This window comes from Streptomyces lateritius, assembly GCF_014649715.1.
GTDB lineage: Bacteria > Actinomycetota > Actinomycetes > Streptomycetales > Streptomycetaceae > Streptomyces > Streptomyces lateritius.
Genome location: NZ_BMTO01000001.1, coordinates 60,427 through 76,229, shown reverse-complemented (window position 1 = coordinate 76,229; position 15,803 = coordinate 60,427). Strand labels below are relative to the sequence as shown.

The window sequence follows — 15,803 nt, the reverse complement described above, 5'->3', positions numbered from 1 at the left end:
AGGAGGTGAACCGTGTTCCGAACCCTCCGCTTCGACGCCGTACTCATCCAGGCCGTCATCGCCGGTGCCCTGTCCTTCGCCCACCTGCACGACCTGGCCGCCGCAGCTGGACAGGACGGCTGGAAAGCGTGGGCCTACCCGGTCAGCGTCGACCTGCTGATGGTCGCCGCCTGGCGCCGAATGCGCACCGACACGAGCAACCGCGACGCCTGGCTCTGGTTCACCATCGCCCTCACCGCATCCCTCGGCGCCAACGTCGCCACCGCCGGAATGCTCGACATGAACAACGTCCCGGCCTGGCTGCGCATCCTCGTCGCCGGATGGCCCGCACTCGCCTTCCTCGGCGGCACACTCCTCGCCCACACACCGGCACCGAAGCAGGAACCGGAGCCCATGGAACAGGCCGACCACGAACCTGTGCCAGATCTGACCGTGGAACGGGCTCCGGAACCGGCTCCCGAACTCCCGCCGGCCAATCCCGATCCCGAGAAAGCCCCGCCCGAGCCTGTTCCCTCGGCGCCTGCCGTCGCTGTGCCGCCCGCGCTGCTCGACCACGCCCGGAAGATCGCGGACGCCCACCACGCCCAGACCGGCGCCCCGATCGACTCGGAAACCCTCCGCGCTCGCCTCGGTGTCCCGCCCGCGCTGGCGGACTCGATCGCCCTCCAACTCGCCTGATCCGAAAGGAGACAGACCCCGTGCGCCCGAACCGCTTCTACAACGTCGCCCGCTTCGGCCCGGTGCGCGTCGGCACGCATCACGACGGCCGCGGCCGTACCAAGCACACCGCCGTGTGCTCCGGCCCCGGCTGCGACTTCTCCGCCGACTACTTCACCCGCGCCGCCGCCGAACTCGCCGCCCGCACACACCGCTGCAAAGCCTGAGAGGAGCAAGCCCCGTGTTCACACCGAAATACCCGACACCCGACACCTACACCCCGACCCATCACACGGTGCCCGAGCACACTCCCCTCGTGGCCGGCGGTGGGGCCGTGGTCCTGGTCGTCGGCGCCGTTCTGGTCTCGATGCTCCTGGCCGTCGCCATCACCGCCGCCTCGGTCGCCGTGTGCGCCGTCGTCCTCAAGTCCCTGCTCAACCAGGAAAGGAAGCACTGACATGGGCCTCTTCAGCCGCAAGACCAACGACACCCCGTCCAACCCGCAGATGGCGGAGCTGGGACGCGAGTTCGCCATCGCCAAGCGCCACGGCGACCGCAAGACCATGCGCCGCATCGGCCGCGAGTACACCAACAACGCCATCAGCGACGCCGACGCCGCCTCCTTCCAGCAGGGCCAGAACGCCTACGACTCCATCCCGCCCATCAAGCCCGTCCCCAACCGGCGCCGGGGCCGGTGACCGCCATGGACACCTACACGATCGCCGCCGCCGGGTTACCGGCCCTCGGCTGGGCCCTGCACGGCAGCATGCTCGCCCGCCGCCTGGCCACCGCCCGCCGCGACCCGCTGACCGGCCTGCACACCCGCGCCGGATGGACCACCCGCGCCGAACACCTCATCACCCGCCACGCGAACGCGCTCGTGGTCCTGGTCGACCTGGACGACTTCAAGGCCATCAACGACACCCACGGCCACGCCGCCGGCGACCAAGTGCTCACCGCGACCGCCGACCGCCTGACCACCTGGTGCGGGCGCCACGGCATCGCCGCCCGCCTCGGCGGGGACGAGTTCGCCGCCATCGTCACCCACCCCGACCACACCGCCGGCCTCCCCGCCCTCCGCGCCGCCCTGGACCAGCCGGTCACACACGAAGGCCACACCTTGCGGGTCTCTGCGTCGGTCGGTCACTGCCACCGCGAACACCTGCCGGTCCCGGCCCTCACCGACGCCCTGTCCGCCGCCGACATGGCGATGTACGCGGCCAAGGGCCACGGCAGGCGCAACACACACTGAGCGGCCCCCGGAGCGGCATCCGTCGCCAAACTTCCGCCGCCCCGGGCGCCTGAATCCCCATTCCAGATCCAACGGACCCGAAAGGGAAAGCCCATGATGCCCCAGCCCTCGACCACGCGCGTCTGCTCCCACTGTGACGGCTTCCCCGTTGTTCACATCACCACCGGAAGCGTCACCCCGGACGGCCGGCGCCGCACCCTCCCGGCCACCTGCCCGGCCTGCAAGGGCACCGGCACCCGCACCACCCCCGCCGTTCTCGTGCGCGCCGGGAAGTGACCGCCTTGACCGACACCGCCACCGCGGCGGGCCTGGACCCGGCCACCCTGAGCGATCTGCTCCGGGTCGCCGGGTCCCCCGGCTTCGACCGCCTCACCGATCAGATCCGCCGCACCCAGGGATGCGCCGCACCCGTCCGCCTGTCCGGAGGGACCAAGCTCCTGGACCCGTCGACGCGGACCGTCCTCCACGCCTACACCACCGACAACGAGCCGGGCGGGGTCCTGCGGGTCGCCTGCGGCAACCGGCGGGCCTCCCGCTGCCCCGCCTGCGCCTGGACCTACGCGGGGGACACCTACCACCTGATCCGCGCCGGACTCGTCGGCAACCCCGACAAGGGCACCCCGGAGACCATCCGCGACCACCCCCGCGTCTTCGCCACCCTCACCGCCCCGTCCTTCGGCCCCGTCCACAACCGCCCCGGCACCCGCCCGTGCCGCTGCGGGAAGCAGCACCAGGAGGACGCGCCCGAGCTCGGCACCCCGCTCGACCCGTACACGTACGACTACGCGAGTGCGGTGCTGTGGAACAACCACGCCTCCGAGCTGTGGCGGTACTTCACCATCTACCTCCGCCGCGAGATCGCCGCCCGCGCCGGCCTCACCCAGAAAGCCGCCCGCGAACAGTCCCGCGTCTCCTTCGGCAAGGTCGCCGAATACCAAAAGCGCGGCGCCGTCCACTTCCACGCCGTCATCCGCTTCGACGGACCAGACGGCCCCGACACCCCGCCCCCGGCCTGGGCCACCCTCGACCTCCTGACCGACGCCATCCGCGCCGCAGCCGGCCGCGTCCAAGTCGTCGTCCCGGCCGCACCAGAGCACGGCGTCGACCAGGACCTCACGCTCACCTGGGGCGACCAGCTCGATGTCCAGCCCATCGGCGCCTTCGGCCAGGGCGAAGACCTCACCGAACAGGCCGTCGCCGCCTACGTCGCCAAGTACGCCACCAAAGCCGCCGAGACCACGGGGTCCGTCGACCACCGAGTGGGCAACAAGGAAGCCCTAATTCTCCTCGACGTCCCGGACCACCCCCGGCGCCTCATGGAAGCCTGCATGGACCTCGATCCGGCCTACCCCGACCGACGACTCCGTGCCTGGGCCCACATGCTCGGCTTCCGCGGCCACTTCTCCACCAAATCCCGCCGCTACTCCACCACCCTCGGCGCCTTACGCCAGGTCCGCGCCGACTACCGCGCCCACCAGCAACGCGCATCCCTCGGCCTGCCCGACCCCGACGACAACCCCGAAGCCACCGTCCTCGTCGTCGCCCACTGGACCTACGCCGGCCACGGCTCCACACCCGGCGAATCCTGGCTCGCCGCCAACACCCGCCGCGACATCCAACACAACCGCGAACAAGCCCGCGAACTCCGCGCCGAACTCGACCTGGAAGGGACGACTGCATGACAGACCGACTGCTGACCGTGGGCCAGGCCGCCGAACTCCTTGGCACGACAGAGAGGTTTCCTCGTCGGCTCATCGCCGAGCGCCGGATCGTGTTCGTCAAGGTGGGGCGCCATGTCCGCATCCCTGAGCGGGCCTTGGAAGAATTCGTGACTGCCCACACCGTCCAGCCGATCACCGCTCGTCGCCGATTCGGGGTGGTGGCCTGATGGCGAACACCAAGGGCAAACGGCGCCGCTTCGGTGCGGTGCGCAAGCTGCCGTCGGGGAGGTTCCAGGCTCGCTATCAGGGGCCGGACGGACTGCTGCGATCGGCGCCCGAGACGTTCTCGTCGCAGACCGATGCTGACCGGTGGCTCGTCCGCAAGGAAGCGGAGATCCTCGACGGCCGATGGAAGAACCCGGACGACAAGGTCCTCTTCGGGGTGTACGCCGATGCCTGGTTCAAGGAACGTGACTACGCGGCGACCACTCGCGAACGCAACGGCAGCGCGCTGCGCCTCCACATCCTGCCGACCTTCGCGGACGTGGTCCTGAGTGAGATCACCACGCCCCAGATCCGCCGCTGGCGTGCCGGCCTCCTGGACTCTGGTGTCGGTGAGCCCACGGTCGCCAAGGCGTACCAAATCCTCCGCGCCATCATGAACACCGCGGTCGACGACGAGCTGATCCAGCGCAACCCCTGCCGTATCAAGGGCGCCGGGGCGGCCAAGACAGCCGAGCGGCCGTTCCTCGACGTCGCCGAGGTCTTCCAGATCGCCGACGCCGTGCCAGCGCGCTTCCGGGTGTTCATCCTGCTGGCGGCCTTCACCGGCCTCCGCTTCGGGGAGCTCGCCGCGCTCCAGCGCCATGACGTCGACCTCGACCGGCGAACCGTCGCCGTACGGCGTTCTCTGGCCGAGACCCGTACCGACGGCATCCTGGTCAAGACACCCAAGAGCGCGGCCGGTGTGCGGACCGTCGCCTTCCCGGCCTCGCTGGCGGAGAGCCTGGCCACTCATCTCGCCATCTACGCCGAGCCGGGTCGGACCGGGCTGGTCTTCACCGGAGCCCGCGGCGGCCAGCTGCGCCGGAACAACTTCCGCCGCCTGTGGCTGCGGGCCCTGAAGGCCACCGGCCTCGGAGACGTCCACTTCCACGATCTGCGCCACACCGGGAACACCCTCGCCGCGACCGGCGGCGCCACGACGCGTGAGCTGATGCAGCGGATGGGGCACTCGTCGGTGCGGGCCGCACTGATCTATCAGCACCTGGTGAACGGGCGTGACCACGCCATCGCTGCCCACGTCGACGAGCAGATCAAGAAGGTTCGGCCGGCCGAGCCCGGCGACGCATCTGGCACGTAAGTGGCACGGCGCCTCTCCCCCGCCCTCGCGGCTGAGGAACGAACAAGGCCCAGGTTCCCCGTTCAGTACCGGTGACCTGGGCCTTTGCCGTGCTACCTGCTGGTGGGCGCGGACGGTTTCGAACCGCCGACATCTGCTTTGTAAGTTCGACCAGCCAAGCGCGGCGCCAGGGCAACAACCCGTCAGGCTAGGAAGGGAATAGTGTCGCGGTCCGGGCAGGCGCTCCGATGTGCGTTGGCGTTGCCGTCAACGGTTGCCGTCACCGGGCAGCCCGTGGGACACGGCTCCGCAGGCCCTGTGAGCTCGCGACATAACAGCAGTTCAGAGACTTACGGGGACCTCGAAGGGGCCGCCCCGTCCACGAATAGGCCGCGCGCTGCCGGGATGCCTACTCCAGCAGGATCTCCTCCGGTCGACGGTTGGTGACCGCGGTCTCGCGGACCCGCAGTATGTGCTCGATGCAGGCTTCGAGGTCTCCGCCGTGATCGTCCCTGGCCATGCCCCTGAGCTCCCGCGTCAGGTCCAGTCCGTTGACCAGAACGATCGGGTACTGGTCCTCGACCATCTCGGTCTGCGCCGGCACGGAGTAGGCGCCGGTCGTGACGTAGACACCGATCCAGCCGCGGCGGAGACGAGCCACCACACGAGCGATCTGGTCGGCGGACACGACATGGTCGAGTCGCACGCACTTCGCCTGTCCGAGGACGACGAGGCTGGTGCCGGCCAGCCCACTGCCGATGTCGAGCCTGCCGACGAAGTCAGCCCCTCCATCGCCGGACCGCTGGGTCAGCCACCCCTCTACGTAGCTGTTCCCGGCACCCCGCAAAACGCGCGCCGCGACGGCGGAGGCCACTGCCTCGAAGTCGTGCTTGCGTCCGTCGAAGTACTTGTAGATCAGCTCCAGGTCCTTGGCCTCGGCGGTGCCCGGCTTCGGCCGCTGCTCGGGCACCTTGGTCACCTTGGCTCGCGCAACGCGCCGGCGGAGCCGCGGAAGCTCCGAACTACCGCTCTTGACCCACTCCCGCCACGCCCGCGGAGCCAGTTCGAGCGTCTCTGCGTCGCTCAGGTCCTTGTTCCTGCGTGAGTGGATCCACTCCCAAGAGACCTTGTCGTCCTCATCGGTGAGGTCGAGCAGGGCGATGTCGTACACGTAGTTGGTGAACGTGGTGTGGTCACTGCCGCCCCACTGCACCAGCCGCTCGGCCCGCTCGATGATGCCCAGCCCACAGAACTCGACGTGACCCTTCACCTTCCCGCTGCGCGACACCGCCCGGAACAGCAACAAGGGGACGGCGCCGGCGCGTTCATCAGGCGTGTGCCCCTGGTGCCCAGCGAAGGCGTCCAGCAGAGCGGCGTTTCCGATGGTCTTCCCTGGGGCGACCGTCGTGCTGGCCTTGTGGTCGCCGAAGTAGCGAACGTGCCCGTTGTCCATGTCGAACACGTCGTGCCAGGGCGTCTGCTCGGTGCCGGCCTTCCAAGGACTCGACCGTACGAGGATCAACGGCCGCCGCTCTCCACCTGGAGTGCGCACCTTCGCCATGCCATTGATGCCAGCCTCCAGCAAAGCCCGCGGAAGCTCTGGGGAGTGGGTGACGTGGTGAAAGTTGGGGTACCCCTCCAGCTCCGCTGGCCCCGGATCCTTACCCGTGGCGTATCGGTAGACCTGGCCAACGCGTAACTGACCACCCATGTGTCCCCCTCGGCAATACTGACCTGGCGATCTTCGACACGGTAGTGGCTGCCACTGACAAGAGTGCGGCGCCAGCCATGCCAACTACTGCCGATCCTTGGAGGAGTCGAGGTGGTCGCACCGGGCTGCTGTAAAACTACCCAGCAGTGCTTCACCACAACTGTTCCTGTGTGGCACCACCTCCGGGTTGAGCGGCGTCGCTCGCCTCCACAATCCGCCGTGCCAGCTCCATGAAGTTCGAGATCGACGGCGCCTCGATGACGATGAGCTGGCCCCGATCACTTCCGTCATCGAACCCACAGCCGCTGTCCCTCACCAAAGGTGTCAGCCAATGAACTGTCGGGCGCTCTGCCGCGAAGAAAACCACGGGTCGATCAGACCAGCGTTGGTCCGACAGATGGCCTCGACAGCTGGCAGCAGTGATGCAGCCCACTGAGGAGAGCGCATAGGAGAGTCCTGCCACGCCGATCTCCAAGCAATCAAGAACCGGATCCGCGCTGTGGCCGTCACCAACGATCTCGATGATTTCGCGGTTCTCTGGATGCCTGAGAGTGAACCCATCTGGGAAATATCCCGGGTCGTTGTACTCGACTGCCCGCGCAATGGCCTCGAACTCCATATGGGTCAGCGACAAAGCATCGATGAGGTTGGCCAGACGTCGCTCCTCCGTGATGACGCTCAAAGCCTCCTCGTGACTGACACTGCCGAGGTACCAGACGTCGCGGAACCATCCGAAGCCCTCCTCGGTGATTTCGTCCACATCGGGCAGCCCAAACGTCGCATATGCCGGAAAGTCCGGCATAACTTCCAATTCAATCGAGGGGATCACGAACGACTCCTCACGTCGTCGGCCAGTCCATCCTGGGAACGAGTCTGGCACCCGACAGCGACAGTGGGGGCCAAGGAGGAGGGCGGTGGCAAGTCCTCAGTTCCACAAGAGTGATGCGGGGCCTCGCTGACCCGGGGCCTCCTGGGTGACCAACGCTGTGACCTACGACTTAGCCGCCGACGGTTGTCAACGTTGGTCGCCTTCGGCTGCCCTCGGACGGCCCGGGTATCGTTCGGACCCTTCGCAGCGCTGGGTTTCCAGCGCTTCACCGTCGAGGGAGAGACATGGCGTTGGGCCGCAAAGGAGCGCGGTGCATTGTCGTCGGCGACACGACCTACCGCTGGCGACTGCGACGCAGACCGACCTATAGCCAAGGCCTCGGCTGGTCCCCATGCACGTACGCCGTGGAGCATGCGGATCGTCCTGGGACGACCCTCGTCGTAACCACGGACCAAGTCCACCCCGGTAACTGGCTCGAAGCTCCGGGCGGCTCTGTCCTGCCCTCCGATGCCGCAGAGGCCATCACGTCCGCCCTGCGGCAGGGCTGGGTGCCCACACGAAATGGCTCACCCTTCCAGCTCGACCGGTCCGCCGGCTTCTCTCCCTTGCTCTGAAGGCACTGGAAGGGCACCGCGTTACAAGAGCGGGAGGATGGCCCTGCGCCTGAGCTGCACGGTTGGGGGCTGTACTGATCCCTTGCGCTGGCATCGACAGCACCCCTCATTCACCGTGGTTCCCCGCCCTATCTGGCACGGGTGTGGCACGACGGTGAAGCCGTCGATGGAAGCGTCTACCAATCGCGCCACTTGTCCGTGAGCTCATATCGCCCGAGCCCGTGCCGGGCGGTCAGCGCGGCCACGTCGACGCCGTGCTCAGTCAGGGCCGTGTCGATGTAGTCGCACAACGCCTCGCGTTCGTCCGTCTCATAGCCGCTGTGGACGTCGTCCACAGCGTTCAGGGCCAGGACGGCGCGCTCGACCACGGCGAAGACCTGGGCGTCCTCTGCACCATCCAGCTCGGCCACCTCCGCGTCGAAGGAGTCGAGCACTGCATCGGTCGCCACCAAGAGCGCATCCGGGTACAAGTCGGCCATGCAAGCGCAGCCGGGATCCAGGGTGCCGGCAGCCAGTTGCTCGGCCTCACGGGCTATGCCCTCGCGCCAACTCGTTGTAGGTCTCTCAGCCATGACGCAGACCGTACAGTGCGCTTCTGACAGCGGGTGCTGCGCTACCGACATGAGCTTCGATGAATCACGGAGCTTTGACACCTGGCAGGTGTTGTGAAGTGCGGAAACGGGTGCCGAGTCGAGCCGTGCGACCCTTCTCGGCACCCGTCGTATTCCCGGGTCCCCGTCCCACCTGGCACGGCGACCTCTTCGTCCCGAAGCAACTTATGTGCGAGCTCTACCTTGGACCGGTGTGTCTCTCACCTGCACTGATGGTCCGCAGACGTTCGCGCTTGTTCGCCGCTGTTCGTCGGCGTTGTCACGCAGTTAGACACTCACTTGTGTACCTGGGCCAACCACCGAGCAACTGCGGCTTTAGGCCTGGCCGGGGGGCCAGCGACGGTCCTACCGGCTGCCAGGAGGTCCCCACGGGCACTATCGGACGGAGCGGGTTGCGGTACCGCACTGCTGTACTGCGTAGGTGCAGAGCAGTGTTGGGCGTACGCCTGCACGCTCACCGAAGCGCTGATCATTGCGGCGCATCCGGTGAGGAGCGTTCCAGCTCCCAGCATGAGCGCTGTGGTCCTCGTGGCCTTGCTAGTGGTTGCTTGAGTAGGCTCTGCCTCAGCAGGGGTGTGTGGGCTATCCATTTCATCCTTCCTGGTGCTGCTCTGTTGAGTAGCGCTGGCCGACCCCATCCGTCACGTCTCCCCAGACCCGGATGGGGTCTTCTTCAGGCCACGAAGCTAGCAGTGGACGTATCCGTCCCCGCTGCTTTCGAGAAGCGCTCTGGCTCGGCGCTGTCCACACCCAGAAACTGCACACCACGTCCGCCTGTAGTGCTGTCTACAGATGTCTGACCAGGGGTTATGCCTGTTTGTGGTCATCGCAAGAGGTTGCGGTCATCGCAGCTCTTCCACGATCCCCGCAGATTGGGTCGCATAAGCGGCAAAACGTGCACTCTGACTTGGCCAAATATGAACGGTCATCGTGCATCTCCACCGAGCATCAGCCACCCCAACTCCCATCCCGTCTGCCGTCGACCCACACGTATGTGGAGCGGGCACGGTGCCGGGCGTCCAGGTGGAGCGCGCCACTGTACGAACGACCTGGACGCCCGGTGCCGTGTCTGCTCGGCTTGTCCTGGGTCGATGGCAGACGGGATGGGAGTTCCCCGCCTCAGCACCCCACCGGCTGGCACCCGCGTACGGCGCCCCCGCCATCCCGGAGCCTGAGCGCCCCCGCCGGAGGCACTCCCTGACCCGCACGTCGCGTACTCGCCCGGGCCGCATCGTGGTTCCCCACCATCAACCCGAGCCGTCAGGCGCGCGGACGGCGGCCGGGCTGGAGCGGGGCGTAGACAGGAGCGCAGGCCCGGGCGACGGGCCGCGCGCACCGCGCCGTGCGCGGTGGGTGCCTTGATGTCGTAGAGAAACTCTCACCCCGTGCCTAGCGGGTGCCCGGTTACGGAGTAGCGGCGAGGCGGCTCGTGAACCCTTCGGCGCGGAGGCGGTCGTAGGCGGCAGTGACGGCCTCAGGAACCTGCTGGCTGATCATGAATCCCTGCTCCGGATAGATCAGCAGGCGCTGCTGCGCTCCAACGAGCATGTCGAGGACTAGACGGGCGTCCCCGATTGAGTCGACGTACTCCGCGAGCGTCATCGGGGCGGATGCACTGACGATCTCGACGTCCGGCCAGAGCTTGCGGGCCGTCGCGTAGGCCCGGCGCTCCTCGTACGGCTTGCTGACAAGCAGGATGGACGACACGCCAACGCCCTGCTCCGCGAGCAGGGCGCGGGAGAAGCGGATGTTCTCGCCCGTGTTCTGTGCCTTCGGCTCGACGAGGACGGCAGACGCCGGCACCCCCAGCTCTATCGCCCGCTCCCGGTAGTGCTCAGCTTCCCCGCGAGGCATCCGATCGCGCGTCGTGCGGCTCGTGGCGCCAGTGAAGACGATCAGCGGGAACATTCCGCGTTGGTAAAGGTCGGCCGTCACCTCGGCCACGCCCAGGTCGTGGCTGCCCAGTCCGATGCCGACCGAGCAGGGGCGCGGCTCGTGGTGCATTTGCTGGAAGTCCCATAGCAGTTGTGCGTCGGACCACGCCTGTGGCGAAATCACTGCTTCGCCTCCTGTGCCGAGTCGGGGACCTTGAAGTCGTATGCCCACGCGAAGCGGCTGGCCGCGTGGATGCCGATGGCGAATTCAACAACGGTGCCGTCCGCCGTGTACGTGGTGCGGTGGAGCTCGACCACCCACTCGCCGGGTGCCAGCTGGAGCAGCGTCGCCTCCTCGGTTGTCGGGATCCGGGCGAACAGCTCCTCGCGCATGTGGTCGATGTCGTACCCGGCGTCGTAGAGCACGCGGAAGCCGCCGCCCCGGCCAGCGGGCCCTGGCGCCGGGTCGACAATGCGTGTTCCCTCAACGTGCTCGGGCCGGTAGTAGCTGGTCAGCGTGTGCGTCGGCTGGTCACCCTCCTTCACGAGGCGGGCACGCGCGTACACCTCTGCTCCCTCGGGCAGCCCGTGAGCCGCTGCCACCATGGCTGGCGCAGGCACGCGACTGACGCTCTGCGTCTGCTCGCCCCGCTTGTACGCCCGACCCGACGCCACACGGTCCGCGATGAACGCGACCTCATCGCCGTCTCGCCACTTTGCCTTGTCGTATCGGGCGATGCCGAGTCGCTTCAACGGCGCCTGCTGCCGTACGACAGTGCCGTGGCCCCGTGATGAGGTCACGAGCCCTTCGGCCTCCAGAGCCTTGTACGCCGCGTGAACCGTGGACTTCGATCCTTCACCGGCCTCCACCAGGTCTCGGATGTGCGGTAGCTGCTGACCCGGGGCGTATTCGCCGCTCCTGATCCGCTCAGCGAGCTTGTCTGCCAGTTCTCGCCACTTGGGTGCCACGCAGAACTCCTCTCGACAGGACCAGTCAAACACAGTCCCAGGACTGTTGACAGTCCTGGGACTGTGCGCCATTCTCATCCCAGACGCCCGCAGTCCTAGGACAGCGGGCGGGGGACGGCCTTCTTTGGGCTGCTCCCGGCGCCCGGAGGGCCCGTGAAACGGCTCCAAGGAAGCGACCGTGCTTTGAGAACTCAACAGCGTGACGAGGTCGCCACCTCCTCAGAAAGGTGGCCAGCGCGGCCCAAGGCCGCGCACTCAGGCCTTCCGCAGCTTCGACGGCTGCGGCCGGTTGCCTCCTCCGCCCGTCTCGTACGGGCGGGGTCGAGGGGAGCCGGATTGGTTCCAACGGCGAGAGGCCCCGGAGGTGCAACTCCGGGGCCTCGGTTCGGGCCGTTCCTGCGAGAGAGGAACACACCCAATGAAGTCCATCGCTGCACTTCAGGCCGTTGTTACGGCCACCCCGTTCGACGGTGAGCCGTCGGCGGCGGAGCTGGACGCGATCGAGCAGGAGATGCCGCTGATCCTGGCGGAGGTCGACCTGCTCGACGCGCAGATCGCGACCCTTGACCGCACCCCGTCGATGCTCGACAAGCGGCGCATCCGCCGGGCTCGCCGGCGCGTCCTCGCGGCCCGTACCGCGCTCACCAACCAGGCCGCCGCCACGGGCGCCCCGGAGGTGGCGTGATGGCCACGACGATCATCGCGCACCTGTCCAGCCGGCGCGATCGCTGGCGGCTGTATGTGGTGCTGCCGCGGCCTGTCTCGGCGTGGCCCGAGGCGGACCTCGGCAGCGGTGAGGTGCCGACTGTTCGGGAGCGTTCACGGGCGCTGAACGCGCTCGGCTACACGTTCACGGACGGCGCCGAGTGGCAGTGGACCGAGACCACGCTCTGGCCGGACGACCCGACCGCCCGGGCATACCTGATCGCCTCGATCGAGGTGCGGGAGGCGCCGGAATGAACAGTGTTCAGATCCGTTCAGCCGAGCGCGCCCTGTCGGTCGGCACGTGGCTGATCGTGGCCGGCGCCATGCTCTACTCCATCCTCACCGTCACCCCGCTCATGGCGGCTCACACCCCGGACGAGTGGGACTGGACCGCGCCGATCCTGCCGCTCGTCGTGGACGCGGCGGTCGTGATCGTGGTCCGCCTGGACGCGGTCCTCGCCCGGCTGGGCGGGCACGGCGGCGGGTGGCCGGTCGCGCTGCGCTGGATGACCGGCTGCATGACCCTCGCCCTCAACGTCGCGGACTCCGCGCTGAGGAAAGACCTGGTCGGCGTGGCCGTGCACGCGGTCGCACCGCTCCTCCTGATCGTCACAGCCGAGACCGGACTCGCCTACCGGCGGGCCATCACCGCCGCTCTGACGGCACAGGAAGCGCAGCGCAGGGCCGAGCAGGCCGAGCGCGAGCGAGAAGCCCGGGAGCGCCGTGAGGCGGACGAGCGGCGGGCCCGCGAGGAGCGCGAGCACGCCGAGGTCCAGGCGCGTGAACAGCGCGAGCATGAGGCCCGCCTCGCCCGTGAACAGGCCGAGCGGGAGGAAGCCGCGCGCCGTGCCGAACGCGAGCAGACGGAGGCGCGGGAGCGGGCCGAGCGAGAGGCCCGTGAACGCCGTGAACGCGAGCGTGAACAGCAGCAGCGTGAGCGTGAACGCCTGGAGCGTGAGGCCGCTCAGCGCCGGGAGGCGGAGCGTCTGGAGCGGGAAGCCGCGGCCCGTCGTGAGCGTGCGGAGCGGGAGGAGCGGGCGGCTCGTGAACGGGCCGCGCTGCTCTCTGGTGGTCCGGTGAAGGAGAAGCGGCCCGAGGACCGCGCCCGCCAGATCGTCGCCGCCGCGTTCGCGGAGGGGCTGCCGGTCCGGTCGGCCGCGGAGCTGTGTGGCTGGTCGGTCGGCTGGGTCTCCACCCGCTACCAGGAGCACCGCGACACGACCGCCGGCCGGATGCTCGAAGGCGCTGCGTCGTGAGCGCGCTGCCGGTCTACCGGTGGCGTCTGGCCCCGGACGGCTACGCCACCTACCGCCAGCTCCGGGCCCTCGGCCTGCGGCCCGGCGGTCAGGACGTCGCCGCCGAGCTGCAGCGCCCCCGCAGGCGACGGGGACCGCTGGTCGCCTACCTCTACCGCATCGACCGGGCCAAGCCCGTCCGCCCGATGACGCCCGCTCGCCGTGCGGCCCTGGAGCGGGCGAACACGGCCCAGCGGATCTGCCCCAACTGCCGCCGCGACGCGGGATATCGCATCCCGCGGTCGCTCGGCATGTGCACCCCGTGCGCCGACTCACCCACCACCTGACGCGAGGAGACACCGCGTGAGCAGCCAGACCGAACAGAACACCATGGCGACCGCCCAGCAGCACGGCTCGCACCACTACGTGCTCACCCTCGACATGCCCGGCCGGATCGCCGGCACCTGGCACGGCACCGTCACCCCGGGCCCGACTAGCACCCGCAACGACATGTTCCTGTGGCTGCGCGAGCGCATCAGCTCGGAGAACCCCGAGTTCGCCCGGGCCAACGTCGTCTTCTTCTCCCTGGAGCCGAACCGGCTCTGACCTGCAACACCTCGCTTAGCAGAGCCCGTACGCCGCGCCGTAGGAAGCCTTGCGTGCGGGCTCTGCTGTTCTCCGCGAAGGAGTGCACACCAGCATGACTGACACCACCCTCGCTCCGGTAGCAGGCCCCGACGCCCCTCCGGACAGCGTCCCTACCCCGACACCCGAACCCACCCCGGCACCGGCCGCCGTCGTGGAGCACACGCCCGGCGGGTGGCCAGTCGTCCCGCTCGCCGTGACCGGCACCAACACCACCGCATCTCTCCTGGCAGCTGCCGCCCTGGTCGGAGGACCTGCCGCGCTCGCGGTCGCAGCGACCGGCGCGGTCGTCCTCGGCACCGCCGCCGCAGCCACCCGCCACCGTCGCGACAACAGGAACAAGGCCAATGCCAAGGCGGCGCAGGGCCGTACCGCCCCCACGGGCGCCAGGGCCCGTACCGGCAGCGCCACGGGCGGGACGGGATCGGCCAGTCGACGCAGTACGGGCCGGGTGCCGACGCAGGCCCGCAGCGGGAAGGACGGGACCACTAAAGCCGCTGGGCGCGGTCGCGGCACCGGCACCGGATCCCGGACCACTGGCGGCCCCTCCCCGGCCGGGAAGAAGTCTGCCCGGCTGAACCGCTTGCGGAAGTCACCCGCGAACAATCTGTCCTCGTCGGGTACTTCCGCCTCTCCGCGCCGGTCTGCGGGCCGGGTGGGGCAGGTCAAGGCCCTGCGGGACGCGGCCCGGCAGACGTCTCCGTCACGGGCTGCTCGCCGCAACGACACCAAGGGCGCCCGCCGTTCGGTGGCGGACGCCCGCCGCCAGGCCAAGGCCGAGCAGCGGGCAGCGTCGCTGCCGAAGAAGGGGCCGATCGGCCGCGCCGTGGGCAAAGCCGCCGGCCGCATCGGCAAGGCCCGTGGTGCGGCGATAGAGCGCGCCCGTAAGGCGCGGGACCGGAGGGCTGCCGGGCAGGTCGACGGCCAGCGTGACCGGGTCCGCAAGGCACCCGCCCGCAAGCAGGCCCGAAAGGCTCTGCGCAGGTCGGCGGCCCGGTTCCAGCGCCGCCGCCTGCTCGCAGCGCTGCTCGCCGGGGCGCTCGGCATCGTCGGCTTCGTGACGTCGCCGATCGGGCGGAAGCTCAACCTGCCGTGGCTGATCCACCCCGGCCGCCACCTCTACGCCCGCCTCAAGCGCACCGCCGCCGAGCAGCGCGAGAGCCGGGACGAGGAGATCCGGGCGGCCCTGGAGGACGCCGAGGCCGCCATCGACGCCGAGGCATCCGACGAGGCATCCGAGCAGATCGGCGACCAGGTCGAGCGTCCCGGCGGGCTTGTCCCGGCAACACCCACCACCAGCGAGAACACCGAAGGAGAGATCGTGTCGGGTTTCCGGTTCGAGGAGTACGCGGCGGAGATGGAAGCCGCGGCCAACAGCTACGACCCCGAGAACGCCATGGAGATCCTGGCCATGGTCGAAGGACTGCCCGCCGCGCTGACCAGCGTGGCGAACGTGATGAAGATCCTCGCCGAGCGATCGGATTCGGAGTTCCCGCTGGAGAAGGAAGTCGCGGGCGGCTTCAACGACATCTTCGGCGCCCTCATGAGCGCGGTCGCGGTCGCGGAGGACATGGGGCCGCTGTTCCGCACCGCCCACGAGCAGGACATCGCCCGCCACGAGGACCCGCGCAACGGGACCCAGGCCGAGAAGGGATGGAACGTCTGACCATGGCCAACAACACCGCCACCACGACGGGG

At 69.0% G+C, this 15,803-nt stretch carries 20 protein-coding genes; 15 read left to right on the top strand and 5 right to left on the bottom strand.

What is annotated here, in order from left to right:
• Nucleotides 1–12: 12 nt before the first annotated feature.
• From IE136_RS00380 to IE136_RS00340, 9 genes are all read left to right on the top strand, one after another.
• Nucleotides 13–678 (top strand): DUF2637 domain-containing protein, encoded by a 666-nt coding sequence (locus IE136_RS00380; RefSeq protein WP_189599104.1) that lies wholly within the window; start codon nucleotides 13–15, stop codon nucleotides 676–678.
• A 20-nt stretch (nucleotides 679–698) separates the two neighbouring features.
• Entirely contained in the window at nucleotides 699–884 is a 186-nt protein-coding gene (locus IE136_RS00375; RefSeq protein ID WP_189599103.1) for a mobile element transfer protein, read from the top strand.
• Between the two features lie 14 nt (nucleotides 885–898).
• Nucleotides 899–1,114 (top strand): SpdD protein, encoded by a 216-nt coding sequence (locus IE136_RS00370; RefSeq protein ID WP_373308959.1) that lies wholly within the window; start codon nucleotides 899–901, stop codon nucleotides 1,112–1,114.
• Nucleotide 1,115: 1 nt separating this feature from the next.
• Entirely contained in the window at nucleotides 1,116–1,355 is a 240-nt protein-coding gene (locus IE136_RS00365) for a hypothetical protein (RefSeq protein WP_189599102.1), read from the top strand.
• Between the two features lie 5 nt (nucleotides 1,356–1,360).
• Entirely contained in the window at nucleotides 1,361–1,909 is a 549-nt protein-coding gene (locus IE136_RS00360) for a GGDEF domain-containing protein (RefSeq protein WP_189599101.1), read from the top strand.
• Nucleotides 1,910–2,002: 93 nt separating this feature from the next.
• Nucleotides 2,003–2,185, top strand: a complete 183-nt coding sequence (locus IE136_RS00355) for a hypothetical protein (protein ID WP_189599100.1) — start codon at nucleotides 2,003–2,005, stop codon at nucleotides 2,183–2,185.
• Nucleotides 2,186–2,190: 5 nt separating this feature from the next.
• A complete protein-coding gene (gene repSA / locus IE136_RS00350) occupies nucleotides 2,191–3,591 on the top strand; it encodes a replication initiator protein RepSA (RefSeq protein WP_189599099.1) in 1,401 nt (466 codons plus the stop codon).
• Nucleotides 3,588–3,797: an excisionase family DNA-binding protein gene (locus IE136_RS00345; RefSeq protein WP_189599098.1), complete on the top strand. Its 210-nt coding sequence runs from the start codon at nucleotides 3,588–3,590 to the stop codon at nucleotides 3,795–3,797. Before repSA ends, IE136_RS00345 begins: the two co-directional genes overlap by 4 nt.
• Nucleotides 3,797–4,933 (top strand): tyrosine-type recombinase/integrase, encoded by a 1,137-nt coding sequence (locus tag IE136_RS00340; protein WP_189599097.1) that lies wholly within the window; start codon nucleotides 3,797–3,799, stop codon nucleotides 4,931–4,933. Before IE136_RS00345 ends, IE136_RS00340 begins: the two co-directional genes overlap by 1 nt.
• 388 nt (nucleotides 4,934–5,321) lie before the next feature.
• Here IE136_RS00340 and IE136_RS00335 read toward each other — a convergent pair whose 3' ends face one another.
• The 5 genes from IE136_RS00335 to IE136_RS00315 form a co-directional block, all read right to left on the bottom strand.
• Complete coding sequence (locus IE136_RS00335) at nucleotides 5,322–6,473, bottom strand: restriction endonuclease (protein WP_189599096.1); 1,152 nt, start codon at nucleotides 6,471–6,473, stop codon at nucleotides 5,322–5,324.
• Nucleotides 6,474–6,774: 301 nt separating this feature from the next.
• Nucleotides 6,775–7,452 (bottom strand): hypothetical protein, encoded by a 678-nt coding sequence (locus IE136_RS00330; RefSeq protein ID WP_189599095.1) that lies wholly within the window; start codon nucleotides 7,450–7,452, stop codon nucleotides 6,775–6,777.
• A gap of 790 nt (nucleotides 7,453–8,242) precedes the next feature.
• Entirely contained in the window at nucleotides 8,243–8,638 is a 396-nt protein-coding gene (locus tag IE136_RS00325; RefSeq protein WP_189599094.1) for a hypothetical protein, read from the bottom strand.
• A gap of 1,443 nt (nucleotides 8,639–10,081) precedes the next feature.
• Nucleotides 10,082–10,735, bottom strand: coding sequence for a YdcF family protein (locus tag IE136_RS00320; RefSeq protein WP_189599093.1), 654 nt, complete (start codon nucleotides 10,733–10,735; stop codon nucleotides 10,082–10,084).
• Nucleotides 10,732–11,520, bottom strand: coding sequence for a GntR family transcriptional regulator (locus tag IE136_RS00315; protein ID WP_189599323.1), 789 nt, complete (start codon nucleotides 11,518–11,520; stop codon nucleotides 10,732–10,734). Before IE136_RS00315 ends, IE136_RS00320 begins: the two co-directional genes overlap by 4 nt.
• A gap of 418 nt (nucleotides 11,521–11,938) precedes the next feature.
• Between IE136_RS00315 and IE136_RS00310 the strand changes: the two genes are divergently transcribed.
• From IE136_RS00310 to IE136_RS35270, 6 genes are all read left to right on the top strand, one after another.
• Nucleotides 11,939–12,205: a DUF6284 family protein gene (locus IE136_RS00310; RefSeq protein ID WP_189599092.1), complete on the top strand. Its 267-nt coding sequence runs from the start codon at nucleotides 11,939–11,941 to the stop codon at nucleotides 12,203–12,205.
• Nucleotides 12,205–12,480: a DUF6303 family protein gene (locus IE136_RS00305; RefSeq protein WP_189599091.1), complete on the top strand. Its 276-nt coding sequence runs from the start codon at nucleotides 12,205–12,207 to the stop codon at nucleotides 12,478–12,480. Before IE136_RS00310 ends, IE136_RS00305 begins: the two co-directional genes overlap by 1 nt.
• Nucleotides 12,477–13,481, top strand: coding sequence for a DUF2637 domain-containing protein (locus tag IE136_RS00300; RefSeq protein WP_189599090.1), 1,005 nt, complete (start codon nucleotides 12,477–12,479; stop codon nucleotides 13,479–13,481). The genes IE136_RS00305 and IE136_RS00300 overlap by 4 nt, the downstream gene beginning before the upstream one ends.
• A complete protein-coding gene (locus IE136_RS00295; protein ID WP_189599089.1) occupies nucleotides 13,478–13,807 on the top strand; it encodes an RRQRL motif-containing zinc-binding protein in 330 nt (109 codons plus the stop codon). Before IE136_RS00300 ends, IE136_RS00295 begins: the two co-directional genes overlap by 4 nt.
• Before the next feature lie 16 nt (nucleotides 13,808–13,823).
• Nucleotides 13,824–14,066 (top strand): hypothetical protein, encoded by a 243-nt coding sequence (locus IE136_RS00290; RefSeq protein ID WP_229818572.1) that lies wholly within the window; start codon nucleotides 13,824–13,826, stop codon nucleotides 14,064–14,066.
• A 694-nt stretch (nucleotides 14,067–14,760) separates the two neighbouring features.
• Entirely contained in the window at nucleotides 14,761–15,771 is a 1,011-nt protein-coding gene (locus IE136_RS35270; RefSeq protein WP_229818571.1) for a hypothetical protein, read from the top strand.
• The last annotated feature ends 32 nt before the right edge of the window (nucleotides 15,772–15,803 follow it).